The following is a 19,349-nucleotide window of genomic DNA, read 5'->3' on the forward strand; positions in this document are numbered from 1 at the left end:
AAACATAGCAAAGCATCAGCTTATTTAGCTTCAGCCAGATAGCACTGGGAAAAATCCATTGGGTTTAGCTCAGCTACAAGCGGCTGATAGGCCTGAATAAAGGTGGGGGACATACGTTTGGAACGTCCACTCGCAATCTCGACACAAGCCCATTTGGTATTCCCTACAAACACAACGGCCTGATCCTGCGGGCGATAAAAAACATACTGCCGGGTTGAATATAAGGCATTTAAATCACTCAGCCAGGTTCGCAGAATCAACCGCTCTCCAACAAAAGCAGGCTTACGGTACTGCACATGATGTTCCACAGCCACCATTGCATGTTTTAATTCCAGATACTGTTTTAACCCCAAACCCAGCTGATTGATATGCGCTCCAGCCACTTGCTGCATCCACTGCATATACACCACATTATTCACATGCCCTAAAGCATCGATATGTTCTGGTTGCACGGTGATTTGAAGATCAAAAATCGTACTCACACTCACATTTCCCTGATTGTAGAAAGAACAGATCTCACAGCCCAAATAAAACAGCCGCCGATTCGACTCCGCAGTTTATGTAAAAAAATAGCGAAACCCTAGTATTAAAAAACAAAAAACCACTCTCAACGAGTGGTTTTCCGCAATTCATTCAGGCTTATTGCATGCGCAAGCCTAAAATCGCACGAGAGCCCTGTCGGATCAGAGAGACACGCGCCACAGTGTTTTTGTTCAGTGCAGAAACCATTCGGGCAAATTCTTGGGTATTGCGTACGGCAGCACCATTCACATGGGTAATAACATCGCCCGGCATGATTCTAGACAACGCAGCCAATCCCCCCCGGCTCACCTCCTGAACCACAATCCCCCCTTCCACCTCCAACTGTGCCCGCTCCGCTTCACTCAACGTACGAATGGTCATCCCAAGCACTGGCCCCTGTTTCTGGCTTGCTGAACCTGCAGTCGCTGGGGTTTCATCGGGTGCCGAAGTCAAAGTGGCCGACAGTTGGCGAATTTTATCATCACGTAAAATTTCCAGACTGATACTTTGCTTCGGAACAGAACGGTTTAAGTAATTGAGCAGCTCTGAGGTCCGTGAAATAGGATTACCATTGTATTTTAAGATCACGTCTCCTGCTCTTAATCCCGCTTGTGCAGCTGGGGAATTTGGTGTCACCTGCGTAATGAGCGAACCTTCAGGTTTGGATAGTTTATAAGCTTCTGCCAAATTACGGTCAATGTCCTGCAGATTCACCCCCAAGTAGGAACGTGTAACTTTACCTTTGGTTTTTAGCTGCTCGGCTACATCGATTGCCACATCAATCGGGATGGAAAATGACAAGCCCATATAGCCGCCCGTGCCACTAAAAATACGGGAATTCACCCCAACCACTTCCCCACGCTGATTAAAGAGCGGCCCCCCTGAATTACCCGGATTCAATGCTACATCCGTCTGAATAAACGGTACGGTGGTTTCACCCGACATATTACGGGATTTAGCACTGACAATGCCGGCCGACGCCGAATAGTCAAAACCAAACGGGGAACCAATCGCCAAGACTGGCTCACCGACTTTTAATTTATTGACATCGCCCGTGCGCAGTTCCGGGAAATTATTGCCTTCGACTTTGAGTAAAGCCACATCGGTACGCTGGTCACTTCCCACAACTTTGGCATCAATCTCCCGACGGTCATTCAGCATGATACTGATACGGGATGCATCTTCGACCACGTGGTGATTGGTCAGCAGGTAACCATCTTTACTGATAAAAAAAGCACTACCGTAAGCGGTTTTTTCCTGAGGCATCGGCTGCTGCGGAATGATCACCTGATTACCAAAAAAACGGCGCAGTATTTCAGGAACCTGCTGTTGCAATAATTCTTCCTGCGATATTTTTTTCACGACATTGACACTAACCACGGCAGGACTGACCTGTTCCACCAGATTGGAAAAATCAACCGGACTGGCTGCCTGTGTATGCACGGTGCCTATCGTCAACGCAACCGCATAAAGACCTTGTTGTAAATACCGATGTTTCATTTCGCCCAAACCTATATTCATCTCACTTGAGGAAAAAATAGACTGTTCAGCAGCTATTCTGTGAATAGTAATGACTATGTTTTATTATTTTCTATAAAACAAGATGTTAATAAAATCGTTACAAAAATCATAATAAACAGAAATTCCGATGGACTTCTCGCTACATTTACTCTTGCCTTTTTAGGCAAAAAGGGGTGTCATTATCAAACTTTTTTCAAACTAGCTGATGGATATGTCTAATCTAAGCACTACGCATCACTTTGACGTGATCATTGTGGGAAGTGGCGGTGCAGGTTTAAGCCTCGCTTTATCGTTACCTCAACATTACAACATTGCCGTTTTGGCCAAAGCTCCTCTGACGGAAGCCAGTACGTTTTATGCGCAAGGTGGTGTAGCCGCGGTTCTAGATGAAACGGACTCTATTCAACAGCATATTGATGACACAATGATTGCAGGCGCACAACTGTGTGAACTAGATGCCGTTAGACACACGGTGGAAGGTGGTAAACCTTCAGTCGACTTTTTACTGCAAAATGGTGTGGAATTCACGCTAGATGAAGATGCACAACTGCATCTCACCCGCGAAGGGGGTCACTCGCAACGCCGCATCATCCACTCTGCGGATGCAACCGGCAAAGCCATTTCAACGACGCTGGTACAACGCGCACGTGAACAGAAAAACATCACCATTTTTGAAAACTATATTGCGATTGACCTGATTACCACACATAAATTGGGTTTCAAAGATCAGGCAAACCGTGCCGTGGGTTTATATGCCCTGAACGAAAATTATGGCGAAGTCGAGACTTTCCTCGCACCATTTACCGCCTTGGCTTGCGGTGGTGCCATGAAAGCCTATCTTTACACGTCAAATCCAGACATCGCCACAGGTGATGGGATTGCCATGGCATGGCGTGCAGGTTGCCGCGTGGCCAATATGGAATTTAACCAGTTCCACCCGACCTGTCTCTATCATCCGCAGGCACGTTCCTTCCTGATCACGGAAGCGATGCGTGGTGAAGGAGCCTATTTACGCCTGCCAGATGGCGAACGCTTTATGCTGCGTTTTGATGAGCGTGCAGAACTGGCACCGCGTGATATCGTGGCACGCGCCATCGACTATGAAATCAAACGTCTGGGGATTCGCCACGTATGGCTGGACATCACCCACAAACCAGCAGAGTTCATCACCGAGCATTTCCCGACCTTATATGCCCGCCTGCTTGAACTCGGTATCGATATTACCAAAGACATGATTCCGGTGGTTCCTGCGGCGCACTACACCTGTGGTGGCGTGGTGGTTGATGAAAACAGCCAGACCGATATTCCAGGGTTATATGCGATTGGTGAGACCTCATATACCGGTCTGCACGGTGCCAACCGTATGGCCAGCAACTCGCTGCTAGAATGTTTTGTCTATGGGATGAGTGCAGCACAGGATATCCAACGCAAATTCAACCCGACTTTTGACTGCCCAAGCGTACCTGCCTGGGACGATTCTCAAGTGACCAATCCGGATGAAGATGTGGTCATTCTGCAAAACTGGGATGAGCTACGCGCGACCATGTGGAACTATGTCGGTATCGTACGGACCACTAAACGTCTGGAACGTGCCCTGCACCGCATTGAAATGTTGAAGCGTGAAATCAACGAGTATTATCAGGATTATCAGGTCAGCAAAAATCTGATTGAGTTACGTAATCTGGTACTGGTGTCAGAAATGATTGTACGCTGTGCCATGAGCCGCAAGGAATCGCGCGGCTTGCATTACACGTTAGATTACCCGGATCTGGCACCGGAAATCCGTAAGACGGTGTTGACTCCACCCGACTTTAAAGTGGATCAACCACTCGTGAACACCCCCTAAAAACACAAATGGCTTAACTTCGGTTAAGCCTTTTCTTTCAGGCCAGACAATGCCTGAGCAAACACTGCATCAGGTGGCTGCGTCGCATCAAGCTTCTGAATACGCATGGGATCTTGTTGATGAAGCTCGGCATAACCGGCACGTACCCGTTCAAAGAAACTGACTTTTTCCTGTTCAAAACGGTCCAGCTCACCGCGTGCACGCGCACGGGCCATACCCATTTCAATCGGGGCATCCAACCAGAATGTCAGATCCGGCATTTGCGCAACAAAGTTGCTGTTCAGCAAATTCAGCTTAGCCTTGCTTAAACCACGCCCTGCACACTGATAGGCATAACTGGCGTCCGTAAAGCGGTCGCATAAAACGATCTGGCCGGCTGTCAATGCAGGTAAAATGACCTGCTGTATATGTTGTGCCCGTGCCGCATACATCAGCAAAAGCTCAGTATCCGGACACATTTTTTCAGCCTCATTGACCGTTAACAACAGCGAACGGATTTGCTCGGCCAGTCCTGTACCCCCAGGTTCTCGGGTTAAAATCACCTGCCGGCCCTGAGCTAAAAAATGCTGATACATTTTTTGAATTAAAGTGGTTTTACCGACCCCTTCCGTGCCTTCAAAACTAATAAACATACTGGCTCCTAGCGATTTTTTAACACGGATAAATATTCCTGCACAGCACGGTTATGCTGCTCCAGCGTCGCACTGAATTTATGCCCACCATTGCCAGTGGCTACGAAATAAATATTAGTGGAGTTGTCTGGATGCATGGCCGCCTCAATGGCTTTTTTACTGGGCAAAGCAATCGGTGTCGGCGGTAAACCTGCTTGAGTATAGGTATTGTAAGGTGTCGGTGTACGCAGGTCTTCACGGCTGATATTGCCCTGATATTTATCACCCATGCCATAAATCACGGTTGGATCGGTTTGCAAACGCATACCCTGCTGTAGACGGCGTACAAATACCCCAGACACCTGTTGCAATTCACTGTCCAGACTGGTTTCTTTTTCAATGATCGAGGCCATGATCAGAGCTTGATATTTATCCTGATACGGCAGGTCTGCTGCACGGTTCTGCCATGCCTGATCTAGGGCTTTCATTTGACGCTGATACAGATCCGTCAGGATCTTGCGATCCGTTTCCCCTTTGCTAAAGAAATAGGTATCTGGAGCAAATAGACCTTCCGGATGTGTATAAGGAATTCCCAGTTCTTTCAGCATTTCAGGATAAGGTAAATCCAGTAAGGTGTTTTTCACCAACGGATCTTTTTTCAGGCTATGGATGAGCTGTTTGAAGGTGGTTCCTTCAATCACCAGAATTCGGTTCATTTGTGCATTTTCTGCATTCGAAATCAGGCTTAAAACCTGACGGACGCTCATGCCTTGACGGATTTCATAGACACCGGCTTTAAGGGTGTCGCGAATGACCAGCTTTTGGTACAGCTTGAGTAGGATTGGAAAATGAACTTTATTTTCCTTGTTCAGACGATCAATCAGCCCGGAATAAGTATCTCCCTGTGCAATCGCCAGCATCTGTTTTTGGCCCTGAACCGGGTAGGATTTAAATAAACTGCTCCACAGCACAATCAATATCACGGTCACAAATGCAGCCACAATCAGTAAAGGTGCTTTCAACTGGATAGCAGGTGTTTTTTTTGCGTTTTTTTTCGATTTAGACACAGGCATAAATTAATCAATCTGATCAAGTTGTAAAATCTGAAAAAGTTCCAGACACGGTTGAAGGTGCAGAGAACGGTCATTCAACTGGGTCACCATTTTCATCGGGCCAAGCGCATTACAGAAAAACAGGCTTTGGGTCTGTGACAGCTCATCTAGGGTAACGCTGCGTTGTTCACATGCAATACCCCGCGCCTGCATACGGGCCAAAATTTCGGCACGCATCACGCCGTGGATGCCATTATAACGAAGTTCTGGCGTGATCCAGCGATTGTTTTGCCATACAAAACAATTACTGCTTACGCCCTCCACCAGACGATCCTGCACATCAAACACCAGAGCCTCTGGCCAGCCCTGTTGTTGTGCTTCATGCTTCAGCATGACTTGCTCCAACCGGTTCAAGGTTTTCACCCCCAGCAAAGCTGGCATGGTTAAACCGATACGCTGCTGTAAGATTCCGCTCCGCAAAGATTCCGGCTGAAAATGAGCAACGGCATGCGGATAATAAAATACATAAACATCAGCCGGATGATCAGGAAAAGCATAGCCACGCTGTCCCTCACCCCGACTAATCATGATTTTTAATGTACCGTTCAACGCTGTGTGCTGTTGTTGCAACAGCGCTAGACTTTGTTCGATTAAACTGAGGTCAGCCTGCAGCAGCAACTGCTGGCAGGCCTGTTGCAAGCGCGACCAATGACGTGTCCGTAACTCGATCTGATTGGCCCGAATCCTAGCCGTGGTAAAACAGCCATCTCCATAATGAAAGGCTCGATCCAGCACAGAAACAGCATGGATTTCCTGGGCATTTTGAAAAACTTGCATACTCGGTTCAGGCGGTGATGATGTTGCTAGTGTAAAAGCAAATCTGGCAGATTATTTCTTTTTTGCAGATATAAAATGCATTTTTTCTTATTTTTTGTGCATAAAGACAGCGGTTATGCTGCATCCATATTTCCAAACCGCATAAATTTTAGGGAAAAAGCAGATGCACACTTCCAAATTGAAAATCGCCTTACTGACTGCTCTAGTTTCTGTTTCATCATTTTCTTTTGCAGCTAAAGACTTCTTAAACGTCTCTTATGACCCTACCCGTGAACTGTATGATGACGTCAACAAACAGTTCGGTGCTTACTGGCAGAAACGAACCGGTGAACAAATCAATTTCCGTCAGTCACATGGTGGTTCAGGCAAACAAGCCCGTGCCGTGATTGACGGTCTGGATGCCGATGTGGTGACTTTGGCATTGGCGGCAGATATTGATGTGATTGCCGAAAAAGCCAAACTGCTCCCAGCAAACTGGCAAAAGAAATTACCACAAAATGCCACACCATATACCTCAACCATTGTGTTTTTGGTGCGTAAAGGCAACCCAAAACAGATTAAGGATTGGGGTGATCTGGTGAAACCGGGCGTAGAAATTATTACTCCAAACCCGAAAACTTCAGGTGGCGCGCGCTGGAACTATCTGGCAGCCTGGGCATGGGCGAAACACCGTAATGGCGGTAGTGATGCCAAAGCACGTGAATTCGTACGTCAGATTTACAAACAAACCAAGGTTCTCGACTCAGGTGCACGGGGTGCAACTACCACTTTTGCTGAACGTGGCATCGGTGACGTCTTGCTTGCTTGGGAAAATGAAGCCTTTCTCGCGGTGCGTGAACAGCCAGGTAAGTTTGAAATCGTAACACCAAGCCTGTCAATTCTGGCAGAACCACCGGTGGCAATTGTTGAAAAGAATGCAGCGAAAAAAGGCAATCTGGCCGTGGCGAAAGGCTATCTGAACTTCTTGTATTCACCTCAGGGACAAGAAGCTGTGGCACGTAACTATTACCGTCCACGTAATGCTGCAATCCTGAAAAAATACAGCAACACCTTTAAACCGCTGAAATTGGTGACCGTCAACCAGGAATTTGGTGGCTGGTCGAAAGTACAAAAAGTCCATTTCGAAACTGGTGGTGTCTTTGACCAGATCGTCAAAGCCAACAACACCCGTTAAAAGTTAAACATGCTGAATATGGGAGTAGCGACATGATTCATAACTTGATCGTTCCGGGCGTTGGCGGCAGTGAATATCAACACTGGCAATCTTGGTTGCAACGCCAAATGACCTCCTGCTCCCGTGTTCAGCAACAGGACTGGAACCAGCCTGTGTTAAACAACTGGGTGGCCCGCTGGGTCGCAACGGTGGAACAGATCCAGCAACCGCTGCAAATTATCGCCCACAGTTTTGGCTGTTTGACCAGTGTTGCTGCGCTGGCTTGGCATCCTGAACTGCAGGCAAAAGTGAAACGTCTAATTTTGGTTGCCCCCGCCAATCCTGCCCGTTTTGGTGAAGCCGGTTTTGCACGTGACAGCCAGCAAGATTATTCAGCCTTGTTCCAGCGATTAGATATTAATGTTCCCACCCAAATGCTGATCAGTGAAAACGATCCTTGGCTGAGCTTTACAGATGCACAACGTCTAGCTCAGGTCTGGCAGCTCAACCCTATCAATTTAGGGGCTGTGGGTCACATTAATGTAGCTTCAGGATTTGGACCTTTCCCACAGATTTTTGACTATTTATTACCCGAAACGCTGCCGCATTGGAGAGAAACAGAAGATAACTCTCCCCTGTTGAAATTTGCAGTCTAAGTTGTTGTAAGCCCCACTGTTTTATTTGACTGACCCTTTAGCGAGGTCAGTGCTTTTTATTGAGGAATCATCATGTCGCAGCGATCCCGAGTGCTGCCAGGATTTGGTCTTTCTCTAGGCTTTACCCTTGCGTATTTATCCCTGCTTGTCCTGTTACCGTTATCTGCCTTATTGATCAAATCGCTTGGCATCGGCTGGAGCGGCTTATGGGACATTCTTAGCTCTGAACGAATTTTAAAATCCTTACAGCTCAGTTTTAGTTCTGCCTTAATTGCAGCGGTAATTAACGTGGTGTTTGGACTGTTACTGGCCTGGTGTCTAGTTCGTTACCGGTTTCCAGGTAAACGTCTGGTCGATGCATTGGTGGATTTACCTTTTGCCCTACCTACTGCGGTTGCCGGTATCGCCTTGACCTCCCTGTATGCGCCAACAGGATGGGTCGGTCAATATCTGGAACCACTGGGCATTCAGGTGGCCTATACCCCCATCGGGATTACCTTGGCCTTGATCTTTATTGGTCTGCCGTTTGTTGTGCGCACCGTACAACCGGTGCTGAGTGACATTGAAACCGAACTAGAAGAAGCCGCATCAGCGCTCGGTGCCAACCGCCTGCAGATTATCAGCAAGATTATTTTGCCCATCCTGTTTCCTGCCTTGTTGACCGGCTTTGCCTTGGCTTTTGCCCGCGGGGTTGGTGAATATGGTTCAGTGATTTTTATTGCCGGCAACCAGCCCTTTGAAACCGAGATTGCACCACTGATGATCATTTCCCGTCTGGAAGAATATGACTATGCCGGTGCAACTACGATTGCCGTGGTGATGCTCGTGCTTTCCTTTGGCATTTTATTGTTGATTAACCTGCTGCAAGCTTGGGCAAGCCGCCGTACCGGGAGAACTGCACGATGAGTTTCACTACCGACAGCAATGCGCTGGCAGACAAACTGCAATCACGCGACGCGACCCGTGAACCAAACTGGGTACGATATAGCCTGCTCAGCATTGCACTGATTTTCTTCCTGAGCTGCCTGATTCTGCCGTTGATTCTAGTATTTGTAGAGGCCTTTAAACAAGGGATGGGCGTGTATCTGCAAGCTCTGGTTCACCCGGATACCCTCTCCGCCGTCAAACTGACCTTACTAACAGCAGCAATTGCCGTTCCCCTTAACGTAGTGTTTGGTGTGGCAGCAGCATGGTGTGTGGCCAAATTCAACTTTAGAGGCAAATCCCTTCTTACCACCATTATTGACATGCCGTTTTCGGTTTCACCAGTCATTGCAGGCCTGATGATTGTACTGATCTTTGGTACACAAGGCTGGTTTGGTGAATGGTTCATGGATCACGACATCAAAGTGTTGTATGCCGTTCCTGCGATTGTGCTGGCCACTATTTTTATCACTGTACCGTTTGTGGCACGTGAATTGATTCCGCTCATGGAGGCACAAGGCACTGAAGAGGAAGAAGCTGCGATTGTACTAGGAGCTTCAGGCTGGCAAACCTTCTGGAAAGTCACCTTGCCAAACATCAAGTGGGGCCTGATTTACGGCGTGATCCTGTGTAATGCCCGTGCCATGGGCGAGTTCGGTGCAGTGTCGGTCGTTTCCGGCCATATCCGTGGTGAAACCAATACCCTGCCGCTGCATGTCGAAATTCTTTACAACGAATATACCTTTAGTGCGGCCTTTGCCGTGTCCTCCCTGCTGGCTTTACTGGCGATTGTTACCCTGATTCTGAAAACCTGGGTGGAATTGCGTCAGGATCGACAAGCACCACGCAGCGATGACAACCCTGTTTCTTAAGGAATGACCTGATGAGTATTCAAGTTCAAAATATTGAAAAACACTTTGGTGCATTCCATGCACTTAACAACATTTCGCTGGATTTTCCGGAAGGCCAACTGGTTGCCTTACTCGGTCCTTCAGGTTGTGGAAAGACCACCCTACTGCGAATTATTGCTGGTTTGGAATCCGCAGATGGCGGCCAGGTTCTGCTCGAAGGTCAGGATGCTACTGATGTTCATGTACGCGAACGTCAAGTCGGTTTCGTCTTTCAGCACTATGCCCTGTTCCGCCACATGACCGTATTTGACAATGTGGCTTTTGGCCTACGGGTACGTCCACGCAGTACCCGTCCTTCAGAAGCAGAAATCAAGAAACGTGTCACACGCCTGCTTGATCTAGTACAACTCGGTTTTCTGGCTGATCGTTATCCAGCACAACTGTCCGGTGGTCAACGCCAGCGGATCGCCTTAGCGCGTGCCCTCGCAGTTGAACCTCGCGTATTATTGCTAGATGAACCCTTTGGTGCATTAGATGCCAAAGTGCGTAAGGAATTACGCCGCTGGTTACGTACCTTGCATGATGAACTGCACATTACCTCAATTTTTGTCACCCATGATCAGGAAGAAGCACTCGAAGTAGCTGACCAGATCGTGGTGATGAATAAAGGTAATATTGAACAAATCGGTTCGCCACGTGAAGTCTATGAAAAACCGGCGACCCCCTTTGTTTTTGACTTTTTGGGACAAGCCAATCGCTTTGAAGGTGAACATTATCAAGGGGTGCTTCAGCTCGGGCAAGACCGGATTCAGTTCGCCACGGAAGCAAACGCTCCACAAGGCAAGATCATTGCATTTGCCCGTCCGGATGAATTACATCTACATGCACAACCACAACAGAATGCGATTCAAGCAACATTCTTGCGTGAATTGTGGATTGCTGGAAAAGTTGTGGCAGAATTACAGGATCGTGAAGGTCGTTTAATTGAGATTTCTTTAAGCCCAGAAGAAGCAAAATTACACCAATTTAAACCTAACCAAACAGTCTGGGTCAGTGCAATTACACTGCACCTCTTTGCGGATCAAGCCGCTTAAGTGCAGTTATGGACAGGACGGTTCCTGTCCACTTAGAAGGTATGCTTTATTATGAATTTTCAACAACTCAGAATTATCCGAGAAACGGTTCGACAAAACTTTAATTTAACCGAAGCTTCCGCGGCACTGTATACCTCTCAGTCGGGTGTGAGTAAACACATCAAAGATCTAGAGGATGAGTTGGGGGTACAACTGTTTATCCGCAAAGGTAAACGTCTTTTAGGTCTGACGGAACCCGGCCAGGCCCTGCTCAGCATCGTTGAGCGCATGCTGGTTGATGCCGATAACATCAAACGTCTGGCAGATGATTTCAACAAGGTGGATGAAGGGACTTTAACGATTGCCACCACGCATACGCAGGCACGTTATGTGTTACCGCCGATTGTCAACCAGTTCAAGAAAGCCTTTCCTAAAGTGCATTTAGTCCTGCAACAGGCCAGCCCGGTTGAAATCGCAGAAATGTTGCTGCAGGGCGAAGCGGATATTGGTATTGCCACTGAATCTTTAACTACAGAAGAAAATCTGGCCAGCGTGCCTTACTATAACTGGCAACATAGTATTATTGTTCCGCAGAGTCATCCCCTGACCCAAGTACCAAACATTACCTTAGAAGATTTGGCCCATTATCCGATTATTACCTATCATGGTGGTTTCACCGGTCGTTCGAAAATCGACAAGGCCTTTGAAGATGCTGGAATTGATGTGGATCTGGTGATGTCTGCATTGGATGCTGATGTGATCAAGACCTATGTCGAACTGGGTATGGGCGTAGGGATTGTCAATGATGTCGCCTATGATCCGGAACGTGATTACCGTTTAAAGCAAATCAAAACCGATATTTTCGGCGTTAATACCACCTGGATTGCGGTGCGCAAAGGGCATTTGTTACGCGGTTATGGCTACGAGTTTATTTCCTTATGCTCACCAGAAGCTGATATCAAGGCACTGAAAAAAGTCGCTTATCCAGAAGACTAATTCAACTCCCCCCATCACAAAAGGGCCATTCACTGGCCCTTTTTTAATTCACAAGTTTAAAAACGGTAGTTAATGCCGAGTTTAGCTACGGGCAACCATTCATATTTGTCATCATTTCGGATTTCATCTAAATGGTTATCTAGTACCGGATCGCCACCTGCATAACTTGTACCATTGGTTTTTACATTGGTCACACTTGGGTTACCCGTATAGTAAGCCCCGATTTCCCCAAATACCCCCCAGCGATCATTGAGCGCTGGTGAATAACCCAAACCTAGATACGGTGCGATTTGATTGTCATAACTGACATCAGCAGAAAGCGAGTTATAAGTCGTCGTCTGTCCATCAATTTTAATCGGATTACCATCGGAACGGGCACGCAAACCATACTCCTGATCCACATAACCTACACCGGCAGCCATATAAAAGGCATTGGCCCACGGACGGATTTCAGCATTTAAGTAGGTCAGGTTGTTGTCCATATCGACATCATAGTTGACATCATCATATTCAACATCGTCATCCCAAGAGATATCACCACCGTTATAACCCAGTGTCACCCCGACATAAGGATTGGCATTATAGGTAATGGCACCACCATAGCCAGTGGTCCCAACTTCAGCACGTACAGAAGCAGGCTTAAAAAATGAAAATTGAGAGCCGTCTTCTTTGATAATCTCTTCATCAGCAGCATTGGCTGTCATGGCCATGGTGCCTAAGGCAGTCGATAGTGCAACTAATCGTAAAACATTCATGTTCACTCTCCTCGAAAAATGATTTTTTCGTTTTCAGTTCCATATTGTATAAAGGTCATGCTAAAGCAGCTTTTTCATGGTTTTTAGAACGAAATCAGGTGCTTTATGTTATTTTTTGCTACACCTTTTAACTTTTCTTGTCTGTACAGAAGTTTTTGTAAAACCGATCAGCCCGTAAAATACACTCTCCTGTTCAGCTGATTTAATTTTAATAAAGTCTTCGGTTTTTTTCGGTCTATCCCGATTCAAATAGTGTAAAATCTTAGAAATTTTTCTGGAAGGAACATCATGTCTCAGCTTTCGACTATTATTGAGCAAGCATTTGAAGACCGCGCTAACTTTACTGCAGCAGACTGTCCTGCAGAAATCCGTGAAGCAGTTGAGCAAGCAATCGCTGGTTTAGACAATGGCACGCTTCGTGTAGCTGAAAAAATCGATGGTGAATGGGTTGTTCACCAGTGGTTGAAAAAAGCAGTTTTATTATCTTTCAAACTGAACGATAACAAACCAATCGAGTCATGCGACCTTCGCTTCTATGACAAAGTAGACACTAAATTCTCTGGCTGGACTGAAGAACAATTCAAAGCAGCTGGTGTGCGTGTTGTACCACCCGCTGTTGCACGTAAAGGTAGCTACCAGGCGAAAAACGTGGTGTTGATGCCATCTTATGTCAACATCGGTGCTTATGTAGATGAAGGCACCATGGTGGATACCTGGGCAACTGTCGGTTCATGTGCACAAATCGGTAAAAATGTACACCTGTCTGGTGGTGTAGGTATTGGTGGTGTTCTTGAACCACTTCAAGCCAACCCAACCATTATTGAAGACAACTGCTTCATCGGTGCACGTTCTGAAATCGTGGAAGGCGTGATTGTTGAAGAAGGTTCTGTGATTTCAATGGGCGTGTTCATTGGTCAATCGACCAAGATTTATGACCGCGCTACGGGTGAAATCCATTACGGCCGTGTACCTGCGGGTTCTGTTGTGGTTGCGGGTAGCCTTCCGTCTAAATGTGGTACTTACAGCCTGTATGCTGCGATCATCGTGAAAAAAGTAGATGCGCAAACCCGTGCTAAAACCAGCTTGAACGATTTGCTTCGCGACGACTAATTTATTCTGTTGCGGAACTTTATCGTTCCTCGGAGCTTCAATCGCTCCTTGTCTCTACGGTTGTCATGACCGTAGGGATTTTTGTTTTTTAACTCTGCGGTATTTGAATGATGACTTCTTTACGCTCTAGTGCCATTCCTGTTTCTGATCCGGCTGCGGGCTTGCGTATTACCGAGATTTTTTATTCTCTGCAAGGCGAAGCAAATACTGCAGGCTTACCGACGGTCTTTATCCGTTTAACCGGTTGCCCACTCCGCTGTAGTTATTGCGATACCACCTATTCCTTTGAAGGTGGTGAACGGCAATCCTTGGAAGACATTATTCAAACAGCTTTGTCTTATCAGACCCCGTATATTTGTGTGACAGGCGGTGAACCTTTAGCACAACCCAACTGCTTGCCATTGTTAAGCCGCTTGTGCGATCTGGGTTGCCAAGTTTCGCTCGAAACCAGCGGGGCACTGGATGTATCAAAAGTTGATCCGCGTGTATCCAAAGTCCTGGATTTAAAAACTCCGACCTCCGGTGAAGAACAGCGCAATCTGCTCAGTAACCTTGAATATTTGACCGCTCATGACCAGATCAAATTCGTAATCTGTAACCGCGAAGATTATGAATGGTCGAAACAGCAGGTACAGAACCACCAATTACAGGATAAAGTGTCCACGGTGTGGTTCTCCCCTGCCTTTGCGGTAGAAAAAAATGCGGTAAAACTGCCTGCACTCGCACGTGATCTGGCTCAGTGGATTTTACAAGACCATCTCCCTGTTCGCTTCCAGCTACAATTGCATAAATTATTGTGGAATGACGAAACCGGTCGTTAATCCTTCCTCACTTATAACATTGGAGTATCGTATGCGCCCTCGTGCCATTGTTCTGTTATCTGGCGGCTTAGACTCAACCACCTGTTTAGCTTGGGCGCAAGCACGTTATGAGTGTATCGCCCTCAGTTTTATGTATGGTCAACGTTCCACTACCGAACTGGATGCGGCAAAAGCCCTCACGCAGCGTGCAGGTGTTGAACATCGCGTTATTAATATTGACCTAGGCAATTTGGGCGGTTCTGCACTGACCGACCATAATATTGATGTGCCTGAACAGGAACAGGAAGGCATCCCGGTCACTTATGTACCGGCACGCAATACCATTTTCTTATCTTATGCCTTGGCAGCTGCAGAAGTGTTTGATGCAGAAGCCATTGTGATTGGCATTAACGCGGTGGATTATTCAGGTTATCCAGACTGTCGTCCGGAATTTATTGAGGCCTTTGCCCGTATGGCACAGTTGGCCACTAAAGCCGGTGTAGAAGGCAAACCACTTAAGTTTGAAACACCTTTGTTACATTTATCCAAAGCGAATATTATACGTTTAGGCATTGAACATGGCGTAGACTACAGTCAAACTGTCTCCTGCTATCAGGCAGACGAGCAAGGACGTGCTTGTGGCAAGTGTGATAGCTGCCGTCTACGTAAACAAGGTTTTCTAGATGCAGGTGTGCCGGACCCGACACGTTATAGACCGCAATAACCAGGTACTTCATTATGAAACAGTTAAAAGCAAAAATTATTTTATCCACACTGGTTTCTGCTGCCGCTTTGATGGCTGGCACAACACATGCAGAAACCAACAAAATTCAGGAAGCGTACAAAAGTACCAATGTCAAAGCGGCACTGATTAATGTCTGTAAAGAAGAAACTGCCAAAGGTAAAAAACTGACTGCTGCAGAAGCCAGCAAATACTGTAGCTGTGCAGTTGAAGCAGATGGTAAATTGACCAATGCACAAAAATGGGAAATCCAAAGCGCCATCAACCAGAAAAAAAGCCCGGCAACGCTCGCATTTGTGCAAAAACAAAACCGTGACTTACAAGCCTGCTTTGGCCCACAGCTGACTGGCAAATTAAAAACCTTAAGCGAAGAAGCCATGAAATCGGCGCAAGCGAAAAAATAATCTTTTTTGCTCCATAAAGCCTGCTTTTGCAGGCTTTTTATTTATAAAGTTGAACAACCATGCAACATGAATGGAAAACTAACGCTGAACAGCACAAATTCGTTGTGTCGTTCAGTGGTGGTAAAGACAGCACATTGGCTCTATATAAGGCTATGCAAGTGGGTGAGGCCCTTGGTCTGATCATTATGCTGGAAGACAACGGTCTGCGTTCCCGCTCACATGCCATGAGCAGAGCGATTATTCAGGCACAGGCCGACGCCCTTAATCTTCCAGTGATTAGTGCATCATCGAGCTGGAATGATTATGAAGCCAAATTTCTGGATTTATTGACTCAAGCCAAAACACAAGATGCAGACGTTTTAGTCACCGGCGATTTAGATATGCCTGAACATGGTTGCTGGCATGAGCGTGTGGCTCGGCAAGCGGGCCTTAAACTCAGTATGCCGCTCTGGCAACGGCCACATCGTGAAGTGATTGATGAATTTATCCAACTCGGTTTCAAAAGCGTGATTGTCACAGTGAATTTAAAGCTAGGCATGACCGCAGATGATCTAGGGAAAATCCTGACGCATGAATATATCCTGCAACTGGAACAGCGCGGCATTGATCCTTGTGGTGAAGGAGGCGAATTTCACACAACAGTGATTGATGGGCCAATATTTAAAAATGCGATTCCTGTACGTTCAGGTGAAATTCTGTATCATGGCGAATATGCTTTTTTACCTCTTGAACTTAACGATTCTGTCGGCGCATAAAGGATCAAACAGATGACTGAACACATCACCTTACCGGATCAGATTTTTCCAGCAACCAACGGCGAAATCAACTTAAATGACATTGCCTCTGACTGGCTGATTGTCTACTTTTATCCCAAAGACTCCACTCCGGGCTGTACTACACAGGCGCTTGATTTTACGAGCATGAAAGAGCAGTTTACAGCTTTAGGTGCTACGATCATTGGGGTATCACGTGACTCGGTGAAATCTCATCAGAACTTTACCGAAAAGCAGGCACTCAGTATTGATTTGATCAGCGACAAAGAAGAAGTGTTATGTAAGCACTTCGATGTAATTAAAGAAAAAAATATGTACGGCAAGCAGGTCATGGGCATCGAACGTTCGACCTTTATTTTCCACAAAGATGAACTGGTCAAAAGCTATCGTAAAGTGAAAGCAGCTGGCCATGCCGAACAAGTGCTAGAAGATTTAAAATCGCTGCAAACCAGCTAAATTGATCATTGCAAAAAACGAAAAGATAGGCAGGTAGATCATATTTACCTGCCTACTTTTTTATTGACTAAATCGTGATAAACGTTCTAGCGATAGAATAGCCAGTAAGACTTATTTGGCCTGCCACTGCCCGGATACTTGTATATTTACTTTTCCCCAATCCCTGCAAAGGCTTTTTTCATCCCGAAATCCCCACGCTTCACCACAGTTTTAACGTCCACATCCAGCAGTTGTGGATCATTACTATTAGGTTTTAACCTTGTCTTCAGCGTTACCGGTTGGGTGATTCCTCGCAAAGTGAGATCGCCTTTAATATCATATTGATGATTACCTAAGACAATAAATTCACGGCTGTTGAACCTCGCTGTTGGATACTGTTCTACAAAAAAGACCCCCTCTCCCAACAACAGATCTTTCAGTCCCGATTTATTCAGGCAAACGCTATTCATCTGCAGCACCAACTGAGCCGAGGCATTTTGTGGCGTGGTAGGATCAAATTTCATATTCGACTAAAACTGGGCAAACTGACCTTTTACCAGAGAAAACCCTATAGAACGAATATTAAACCCTATCTGGTTTTTGGGGTCAGCGTCCATGCTTGGGCATTCGCCTGTATCATGACGCTTAGGCTAAATACACTGAGCATACAAGTAATGGCTAATCTCATTCTGAGCTTCATCCCACTCACGCCCCAGTCAGTGCAAGATCTTGCCTCGACTAATGAGCATACTCAGGATTCAGCAAGATTGCTTTTATCTTGCGTCCGGTATTTGTGCTGCAATTGTTGGTAAATGGGCGTTTTTTGAAAATTCTGTAAAAACTGAATCGTGCCTGCAGGAAATGCTTCCGTTTGAATCTCACCACGGTAATAGGCTTCCCGCATCGGCGTGGCTGAAATTGCTCCATGCAAACTGTCGAGTTCTACCATGGTCCATTCAGGAAAAAGATTGAGATAATACGAAGATTCATCCTTAAAATGTCCAATCAGGCCTATTTTGGCATCCGTTTCTACTATACAAGCCACCAGATCTTTCACCTGTTTTACCCATTTTTCATCGTTGTAGACATCAATGACGTGGACAAAACGGATACGCTCCTGTTCATCAATCGGGAAATTGGACAGAATCATCTGTTCACGTTCAGAGGCCGAAAATGGATTCTTGATATTGCGTTCAGCCTGTGCCGAACCCAAAGCCAAAATCACCTGCTGACTTTGCTGCAAGGCCAAATGGACCGTTTGCAGATGAGCAAGATGGAACGGTTGAAAACGTCCAATAAAAACGAGATAGTCGAATGCTGGCTTCATAGTGCTAGAAAAATTTTTATGAACTCATCAGTTACTACAGAATTTTTTATTCTGCGCCATAATGAGTCGCATAATTTGAACAATAGATGAAAGCAAGGATAGTACGATGACACTGCGCTGTATTCAACAGCCCCATCCACATTTACATGCGGAATTAGCTCACGGGGTTCTGACTTTAGCCATCCAGCGGCCGGAAAGCAAAAATGCTCTGTATGGCGAACTGTATTTATGGATTGCCCAGGCGCTTGATGAAGCTGACCAATCCCAAGAGGTTCGCGTGGTCATTTTGCGCGGTGCAACGGCTGATTTTACCGCAGGCAATGATATGCAGGACTTTATGAAATTCGTTCAGTCCCCGCTACAAGGCAAAGCTGGAGATGCTCCTCCCTTTGTGTTACTTAAAGCTGCTGCACGTTTTTCTAAACCGCTCATTGCTGCCGTACGAGGTGTGGCTATTGGCATTGGTGTCACCATTTTATTACATACAGACTTAGCTTATAGCGATGAAAGTGCGTTGTTCCAGCTACCTTTTGTCAGCTTGGGACTCTCGCCAGAAGGTGCTTCAAGCAAATTGCTGGTACAGCGTGCCGGTTACCATCAAGCTGCAGAATTGCTGTTTACCGCAGAAAAATTTAACAGCACCAAGGCAATGCAAATCGGCCTGATCAATTCGATTGAAAGCGATGTCTACGCTTATGCGCAAATGAAAGCACAGAAGCTGGCCTCACTCCCCTTGGCCTCGTTAAAACAAACCAAAGCGCTGATGAAACATGATTTAGCAGAGATTTTGACCTGTATTGATCATGAAGCTGAGATTTTTATGCAACGGGTTTCATCGCCAGAAATGAGAGAAGCCGTACAAGCCTTTATGCAAAAACGCAAGCCGGATTTCAGCCAATTTAACTAAATGAAGAATCCACAGAATGACTGGATGATTAACATCCATCTCAGTCATCCATCG

22 protein-coding genes are annotated in these 19,349 nt (G+C 46.3%); 14 read left to right on the plus strand and 8 right to left on the minus strand.

The genetic code is table 11. From position 1 onward, the window contains the following. Positions 1–20 precede the first annotated feature (20 nt). Together PAE54_RS07540 and PAE54_RS07545 are read right to left on the minus strand one after the other, a co-directional pair. Complete coding sequence (locus PAE54_RS07540) at positions 21–482, minus strand: acyl-CoA thioesterase (RefSeq protein WP_326518972.1); 462 nt, start codon at positions 480–482, stop codon at positions 21–23. Positions 483–639: 157 nt separating this feature from the next. Continuing rightward, positions 640–2,022: a Do family serine endopeptidase gene (locus tag PAE54_RS07545; RefSeq protein WP_326518973.1), complete on the minus strand. Its 1,383-nt coding sequence runs from the start codon at positions 2,020–2,022 to the stop codon at positions 640–642. Between the two features lie 226 nt (positions 2,023–2,248). Here PAE54_RS07545 and nadB point away from each other — a divergent pair, with 226 nt between their 5' ends. Continuing rightward, the gene (gene nadB, locus PAE54_RS07550) at positions 2,249–3,889 is read left to right on the plus strand and encodes an L-aspartate oxidase (protein ID WP_326518974.1); all 1,641 of its coding nucleotides are present in this window, start codon (positions 2,249–2,251) and stop codon (positions 3,887–3,889) included. A 23-nt stretch (positions 3,890–3,912) separates the two neighbouring features. On the opposite strand, the gene tmk is transcribed toward nadB, so the two are convergent. From tmk to pabC, 3 genes are read right to left on the minus strand one after another with little or no spacing between them, the layout of a single operon-like run. Then, on the minus strand, positions 3,913–4,521 hold the full coding sequence (tmk, locus tag PAE54_RS07555) for a dTMP kinase (protein ID WP_273778851.1): 609 nt from the start codon (positions 4,519–4,521) through the stop codon (positions 3,913–3,915). Positions 4,522–4,529: 8 nt separating this feature from the next. Beyond that, positions 4,530–5,573 (minus strand): endolytic transglycosylase MltG, encoded by a 1,044-nt coding sequence (mltG, locus tag PAE54_RS07560; RefSeq protein WP_326518975.1) that lies wholly within the window; start codon positions 5,571–5,573, stop codon positions 4,530–4,532. Between the two features lie 3 nt (positions 5,574–5,576). Then, positions 5,577–6,389, minus strand: coding sequence for an aminodeoxychorismate lyase (pabC, locus tag PAE54_RS07565; protein ID WP_326518976.1), 813 nt, complete (start codon positions 6,387–6,389; stop codon positions 5,577–5,579). A 163-nt stretch (positions 6,390–6,552) separates the two neighbouring features. Between pabC and PAE54_RS07570 the strand changes: the two genes are divergently transcribed. From PAE54_RS07570 to PAE54_RS07595, 6 genes are all read left to right on the plus strand, one after another. Further along, complete coding sequence (locus tag PAE54_RS07570; RefSeq protein WP_273778848.1) at positions 6,553–7,563, plus strand: sulfate ABC transporter substrate-binding protein; 1,011 nt, start codon at positions 6,553–6,555, stop codon at positions 7,561–7,563. Positions 7,564–7,595: 32 nt separating this feature from the next. Continuing rightward, a complete protein-coding gene (locus PAE54_RS07575; RefSeq protein ID WP_273778847.1) occupies positions 7,596–8,198 on the plus strand; it encodes an alpha/beta hydrolase in 603 nt (200 codons plus the stop codon). A 72-nt stretch (positions 8,199–8,270) separates the two neighbouring features. After that, on the plus strand, positions 8,271–9,104 hold the full coding sequence (gene cysT / locus PAE54_RS07580; protein WP_273778846.1) for a sulfate ABC transporter permease subunit CysT: 834 nt from the start codon (positions 8,271–8,273) through the stop codon (positions 9,102–9,104). Then, positions 9,101–9,994: a sulfate ABC transporter permease subunit CysW gene (gene cysW, locus PAE54_RS07585; RefSeq protein WP_273778845.1), complete on the plus strand. Its 894-nt coding sequence runs from the start codon at positions 9,101–9,103 to the stop codon at positions 9,992–9,994. Before cysT ends, cysW begins: the two co-directional genes overlap by 4 nt. A gap of 11 nt (positions 9,995–10,005) precedes the next feature. Beyond that, positions 10,006–11,067, plus strand: a complete 1,062-nt coding sequence (locus PAE54_RS07590; protein ID WP_273778844.1) for a sulfate/molybdate ABC transporter ATP-binding protein — start codon at positions 10,006–10,008, stop codon at positions 11,065–11,067. Positions 11,068–11,118: 51 nt separating this feature from the next. After that, positions 11,119–12,042 (plus strand): CysB family HTH-type transcriptional regulator, encoded by a 924-nt coding sequence (locus PAE54_RS07595; protein ID WP_273778843.1) that lies wholly within the window; start codon positions 11,119–11,121, stop codon positions 12,040–12,042. 56 nt (positions 12,043–12,098) lie between these two features. Here PAE54_RS07595 and carO read toward each other — a convergent pair whose 3' ends face one another. Beyond that, on the minus strand, positions 12,099–12,797 hold the full coding sequence (gene carO / locus PAE54_RS07600; protein WP_273778842.1) for an ornithine uptake porin CarO: 699 nt from the start codon (positions 12,795–12,797) through the stop codon (positions 12,099–12,101). Between the two features lie 288 nt (positions 12,798–13,085). On the opposite strand from carO, the gene dapD reads away from it, so the two are divergent. The 6 genes from dapD to PAE54_RS07630 all read left to right on the plus strand — a co-directional run bounded on the left by dapD (position 13,086) and on the right by PAE54_RS07630 (position 17,082). After that, the gene (gene dapD, locus PAE54_RS07605; RefSeq protein ID WP_273778841.1) at positions 13,086–13,907 is read left to right on the plus strand and encodes a 2,3,4,5-tetrahydropyridine-2,6-dicarboxylate N-succinyltransferase; all 822 of its coding nucleotides are present in this window, start codon (positions 13,086–13,088) and stop codon (positions 13,905–13,907) included. Positions 13,908–14,017: 110 nt separating this feature from the next. Next, positions 14,018–14,728, plus strand: a complete 711-nt coding sequence (gene queE / locus PAE54_RS07610) for a 7-carboxy-7-deazaguanine synthase QueE (protein ID WP_326519001.1) — start codon at positions 14,018–14,020, stop codon at positions 14,726–14,728. 31 nt (positions 14,729–14,759) lie between these two features. Next, positions 14,760–15,431 (plus strand): 7-cyano-7-deazaguanine synthase QueC, encoded by a 672-nt coding sequence (gene queC, locus PAE54_RS07615; RefSeq protein WP_326518977.1) that lies wholly within the window; start codon positions 14,760–14,762, stop codon positions 15,429–15,431. Between the two features lie 14 nt (positions 15,432–15,445). Next, complete coding sequence (locus tag PAE54_RS07620) at positions 15,446–15,853, plus strand: hypothetical protein (RefSeq protein WP_326518978.1); 408 nt, start codon at positions 15,446–15,448, stop codon at positions 15,851–15,853. Positions 15,854–15,912: 59 nt separating this feature from the next. Further along, complete coding sequence (locus PAE54_RS07625; protein ID WP_326518979.1) at positions 15,913–16,608, plus strand: Dph6-related ATP pyrophosphatase; 696 nt, start codon at positions 15,913–15,915, stop codon at positions 16,606–16,608. Positions 16,609–16,620: 12 nt separating this feature from the next. Further along, on the plus strand, positions 16,621–17,082 hold the full coding sequence (locus tag PAE54_RS07630; RefSeq protein WP_326518980.1) for a peroxiredoxin: 462 nt from the start codon (positions 16,621–16,623) through the stop codon (positions 17,080–17,082). Between the two features lie 146 nt (positions 17,083–17,228). Here PAE54_RS07630 and PAE54_RS07635 read toward each other — a convergent pair whose 3' ends face one another. Further along, entirely contained in the window at positions 17,229–17,585 is a 357-nt protein-coding gene (locus tag PAE54_RS07635; protein ID WP_326518981.1) for a YceI family protein, read from the minus strand. Between the two features lie 227 nt (positions 17,586–17,812). Next, positions 17,813–18,388: a nicotinate-nicotinamide nucleotide adenylyltransferase gene (locus tag PAE54_RS07640; RefSeq protein WP_326518982.1), complete on the minus strand. Its 576-nt coding sequence runs from the start codon at positions 18,386–18,388 to the stop codon at positions 17,813–17,815. Positions 18,389–18,494: 106 nt separating this feature from the next. Here PAE54_RS07640 and PAE54_RS07645 point away from each other — a divergent pair, with 106 nt between their 5' ends. Next, a complete protein-coding gene (locus tag PAE54_RS07645) occupies positions 18,495–19,295 on the plus strand; it encodes an enoyl-CoA hydratase (RefSeq protein ID WP_326518983.1) in 801 nt (266 codons plus the stop codon). The last annotated feature ends 54 nt before the right edge of the window (positions 19,296–19,349 follow it).

It is taken from the genome of Acinetobacter minutum, assembly GCF_035916735.1.
Classification (GTDB): Bacteria; Pseudomonadota; Gammaproteobacteria; order Pseudomonadales; family Moraxellaceae; genus Acinetobacter.

Coding starts and splice junctions, on each gene's coding strand:
- PAE54_RS07545 (WP_326518973.1), bottom strand. CDS start 2,022: ATGAAACATCGGTATTTACAACAAGGTCTTTATGCGGTTGCGTTGACG.
- nadB (WP_326518974.1), top strand. CDS start 2,249: ATGGATATGTCTAATCTAAGCACTACGCATCACTTTGACGTGATCATT.
- tmk (WP_273778851.1), bottom strand. CDS start 4,521: ATGTTTATTAGTTTTGAAGGCACGGAAGGGGTCGGTAAAACCACTTTA.
- mltG (WP_326518975.1), bottom strand. CDS start 5,573: ATGCCTGTGTCTAAATCGAAAAAAAACGCAAAAAAAACACCTGCTATC.
- pabC (WP_326518976.1), bottom strand. CDS start 6,389: ATGCAAGTTTTTCAAAATGCCCAGGAAATCCATGCTGTTTCTGTGCTG.
- PAE54_RS07570 (WP_273778848.1), top strand. CDS start 6,553: ATGCACACTTCCAAATTGAAAATCGCCTTACTGACTGCTCTAGTTTCT.
- PAE54_RS07575 (WP_273778847.1), top strand. CDS start 7,596: ATGATTCATAACTTGATCGTTCCGGGCGTTGGCGGCAGTGAATATCAA.
- cysT (WP_273778846.1), top strand. CDS start 8,271: ATGTCGCAGCGATCCCGAGTGCTGCCAGGATTTGGTCTTTCTCTAGGC.
- cysW (WP_273778845.1), top strand. CDS start 9,101: ATGAGTTTCACTACCGACAGCAATGCGCTGGCAGACAAACTGCAATCA.
- PAE54_RS07590 (WP_273778844.1), top strand. CDS start 10,006: ATGAGTATTCAAGTTCAAAATATTGAAAAACACTTTGGTGCATTCCAT.
- PAE54_RS07595 (WP_273778843.1), top strand. CDS start 11,119: ATGAATTTTCAACAACTCAGAATTATCCGAGAAACGGTTCGACAAAAC.
- carO (WP_273778842.1), bottom strand. CDS start 12,797: ATGAATGTTTTACGATTAGTTGCACTATCGACTGCCTTAGGCACCATG.
- dapD (WP_273778841.1), top strand. CDS start 13,086: ATGTCTCAGCTTTCGACTATTATTGAGCAAGCATTTGAAGACCGCGCT.
- queE (WP_326519001.1), top strand. CDS start 14,018: ATGACTTCTTTACGCTCTAGTGCCATTCCTGTTTCTGATCCGGCTGCG.
- queC (WP_326518977.1), top strand. CDS start 14,760: ATGCGCCCTCGTGCCATTGTTCTGTTATCTGGCGGCTTAGACTCAACC.
- PAE54_RS07620 (WP_326518978.1), top strand. CDS start 15,446: ATGAAACAGTTAAAAGCAAAAATTATTTTATCCACACTGGTTTCTGCT.
- PAE54_RS07625 (WP_326518979.1), top strand. CDS start 15,913: ATGCAACATGAATGGAAAACTAACGCTGAACAGCACAAATTCGTTGTG.
- PAE54_RS07630 (WP_326518980.1), top strand. CDS start 16,621: ATGACTGAACACATCACCTTACCGGATCAGATTTTTCCAGCAACCAAC.
- PAE54_RS07635 (WP_326518981.1), bottom strand. CDS start 17,585: ATGAAATTTGATCCTACCACGCCACAAAATGCCTCGGCTCAGTTGGTG.
- PAE54_RS07640 (WP_326518982.1), bottom strand. CDS start 18,388: ATGAAGCCAGCATTCGACTATCTCGTTTTTATTGGACGTTTTCAACCG.
- PAE54_RS07645 (WP_326518983.1), top strand. CDS start 18,495: ATGACACTGCGCTGTATTCAACAGCCCCATCCACATTTACATGCGGAA.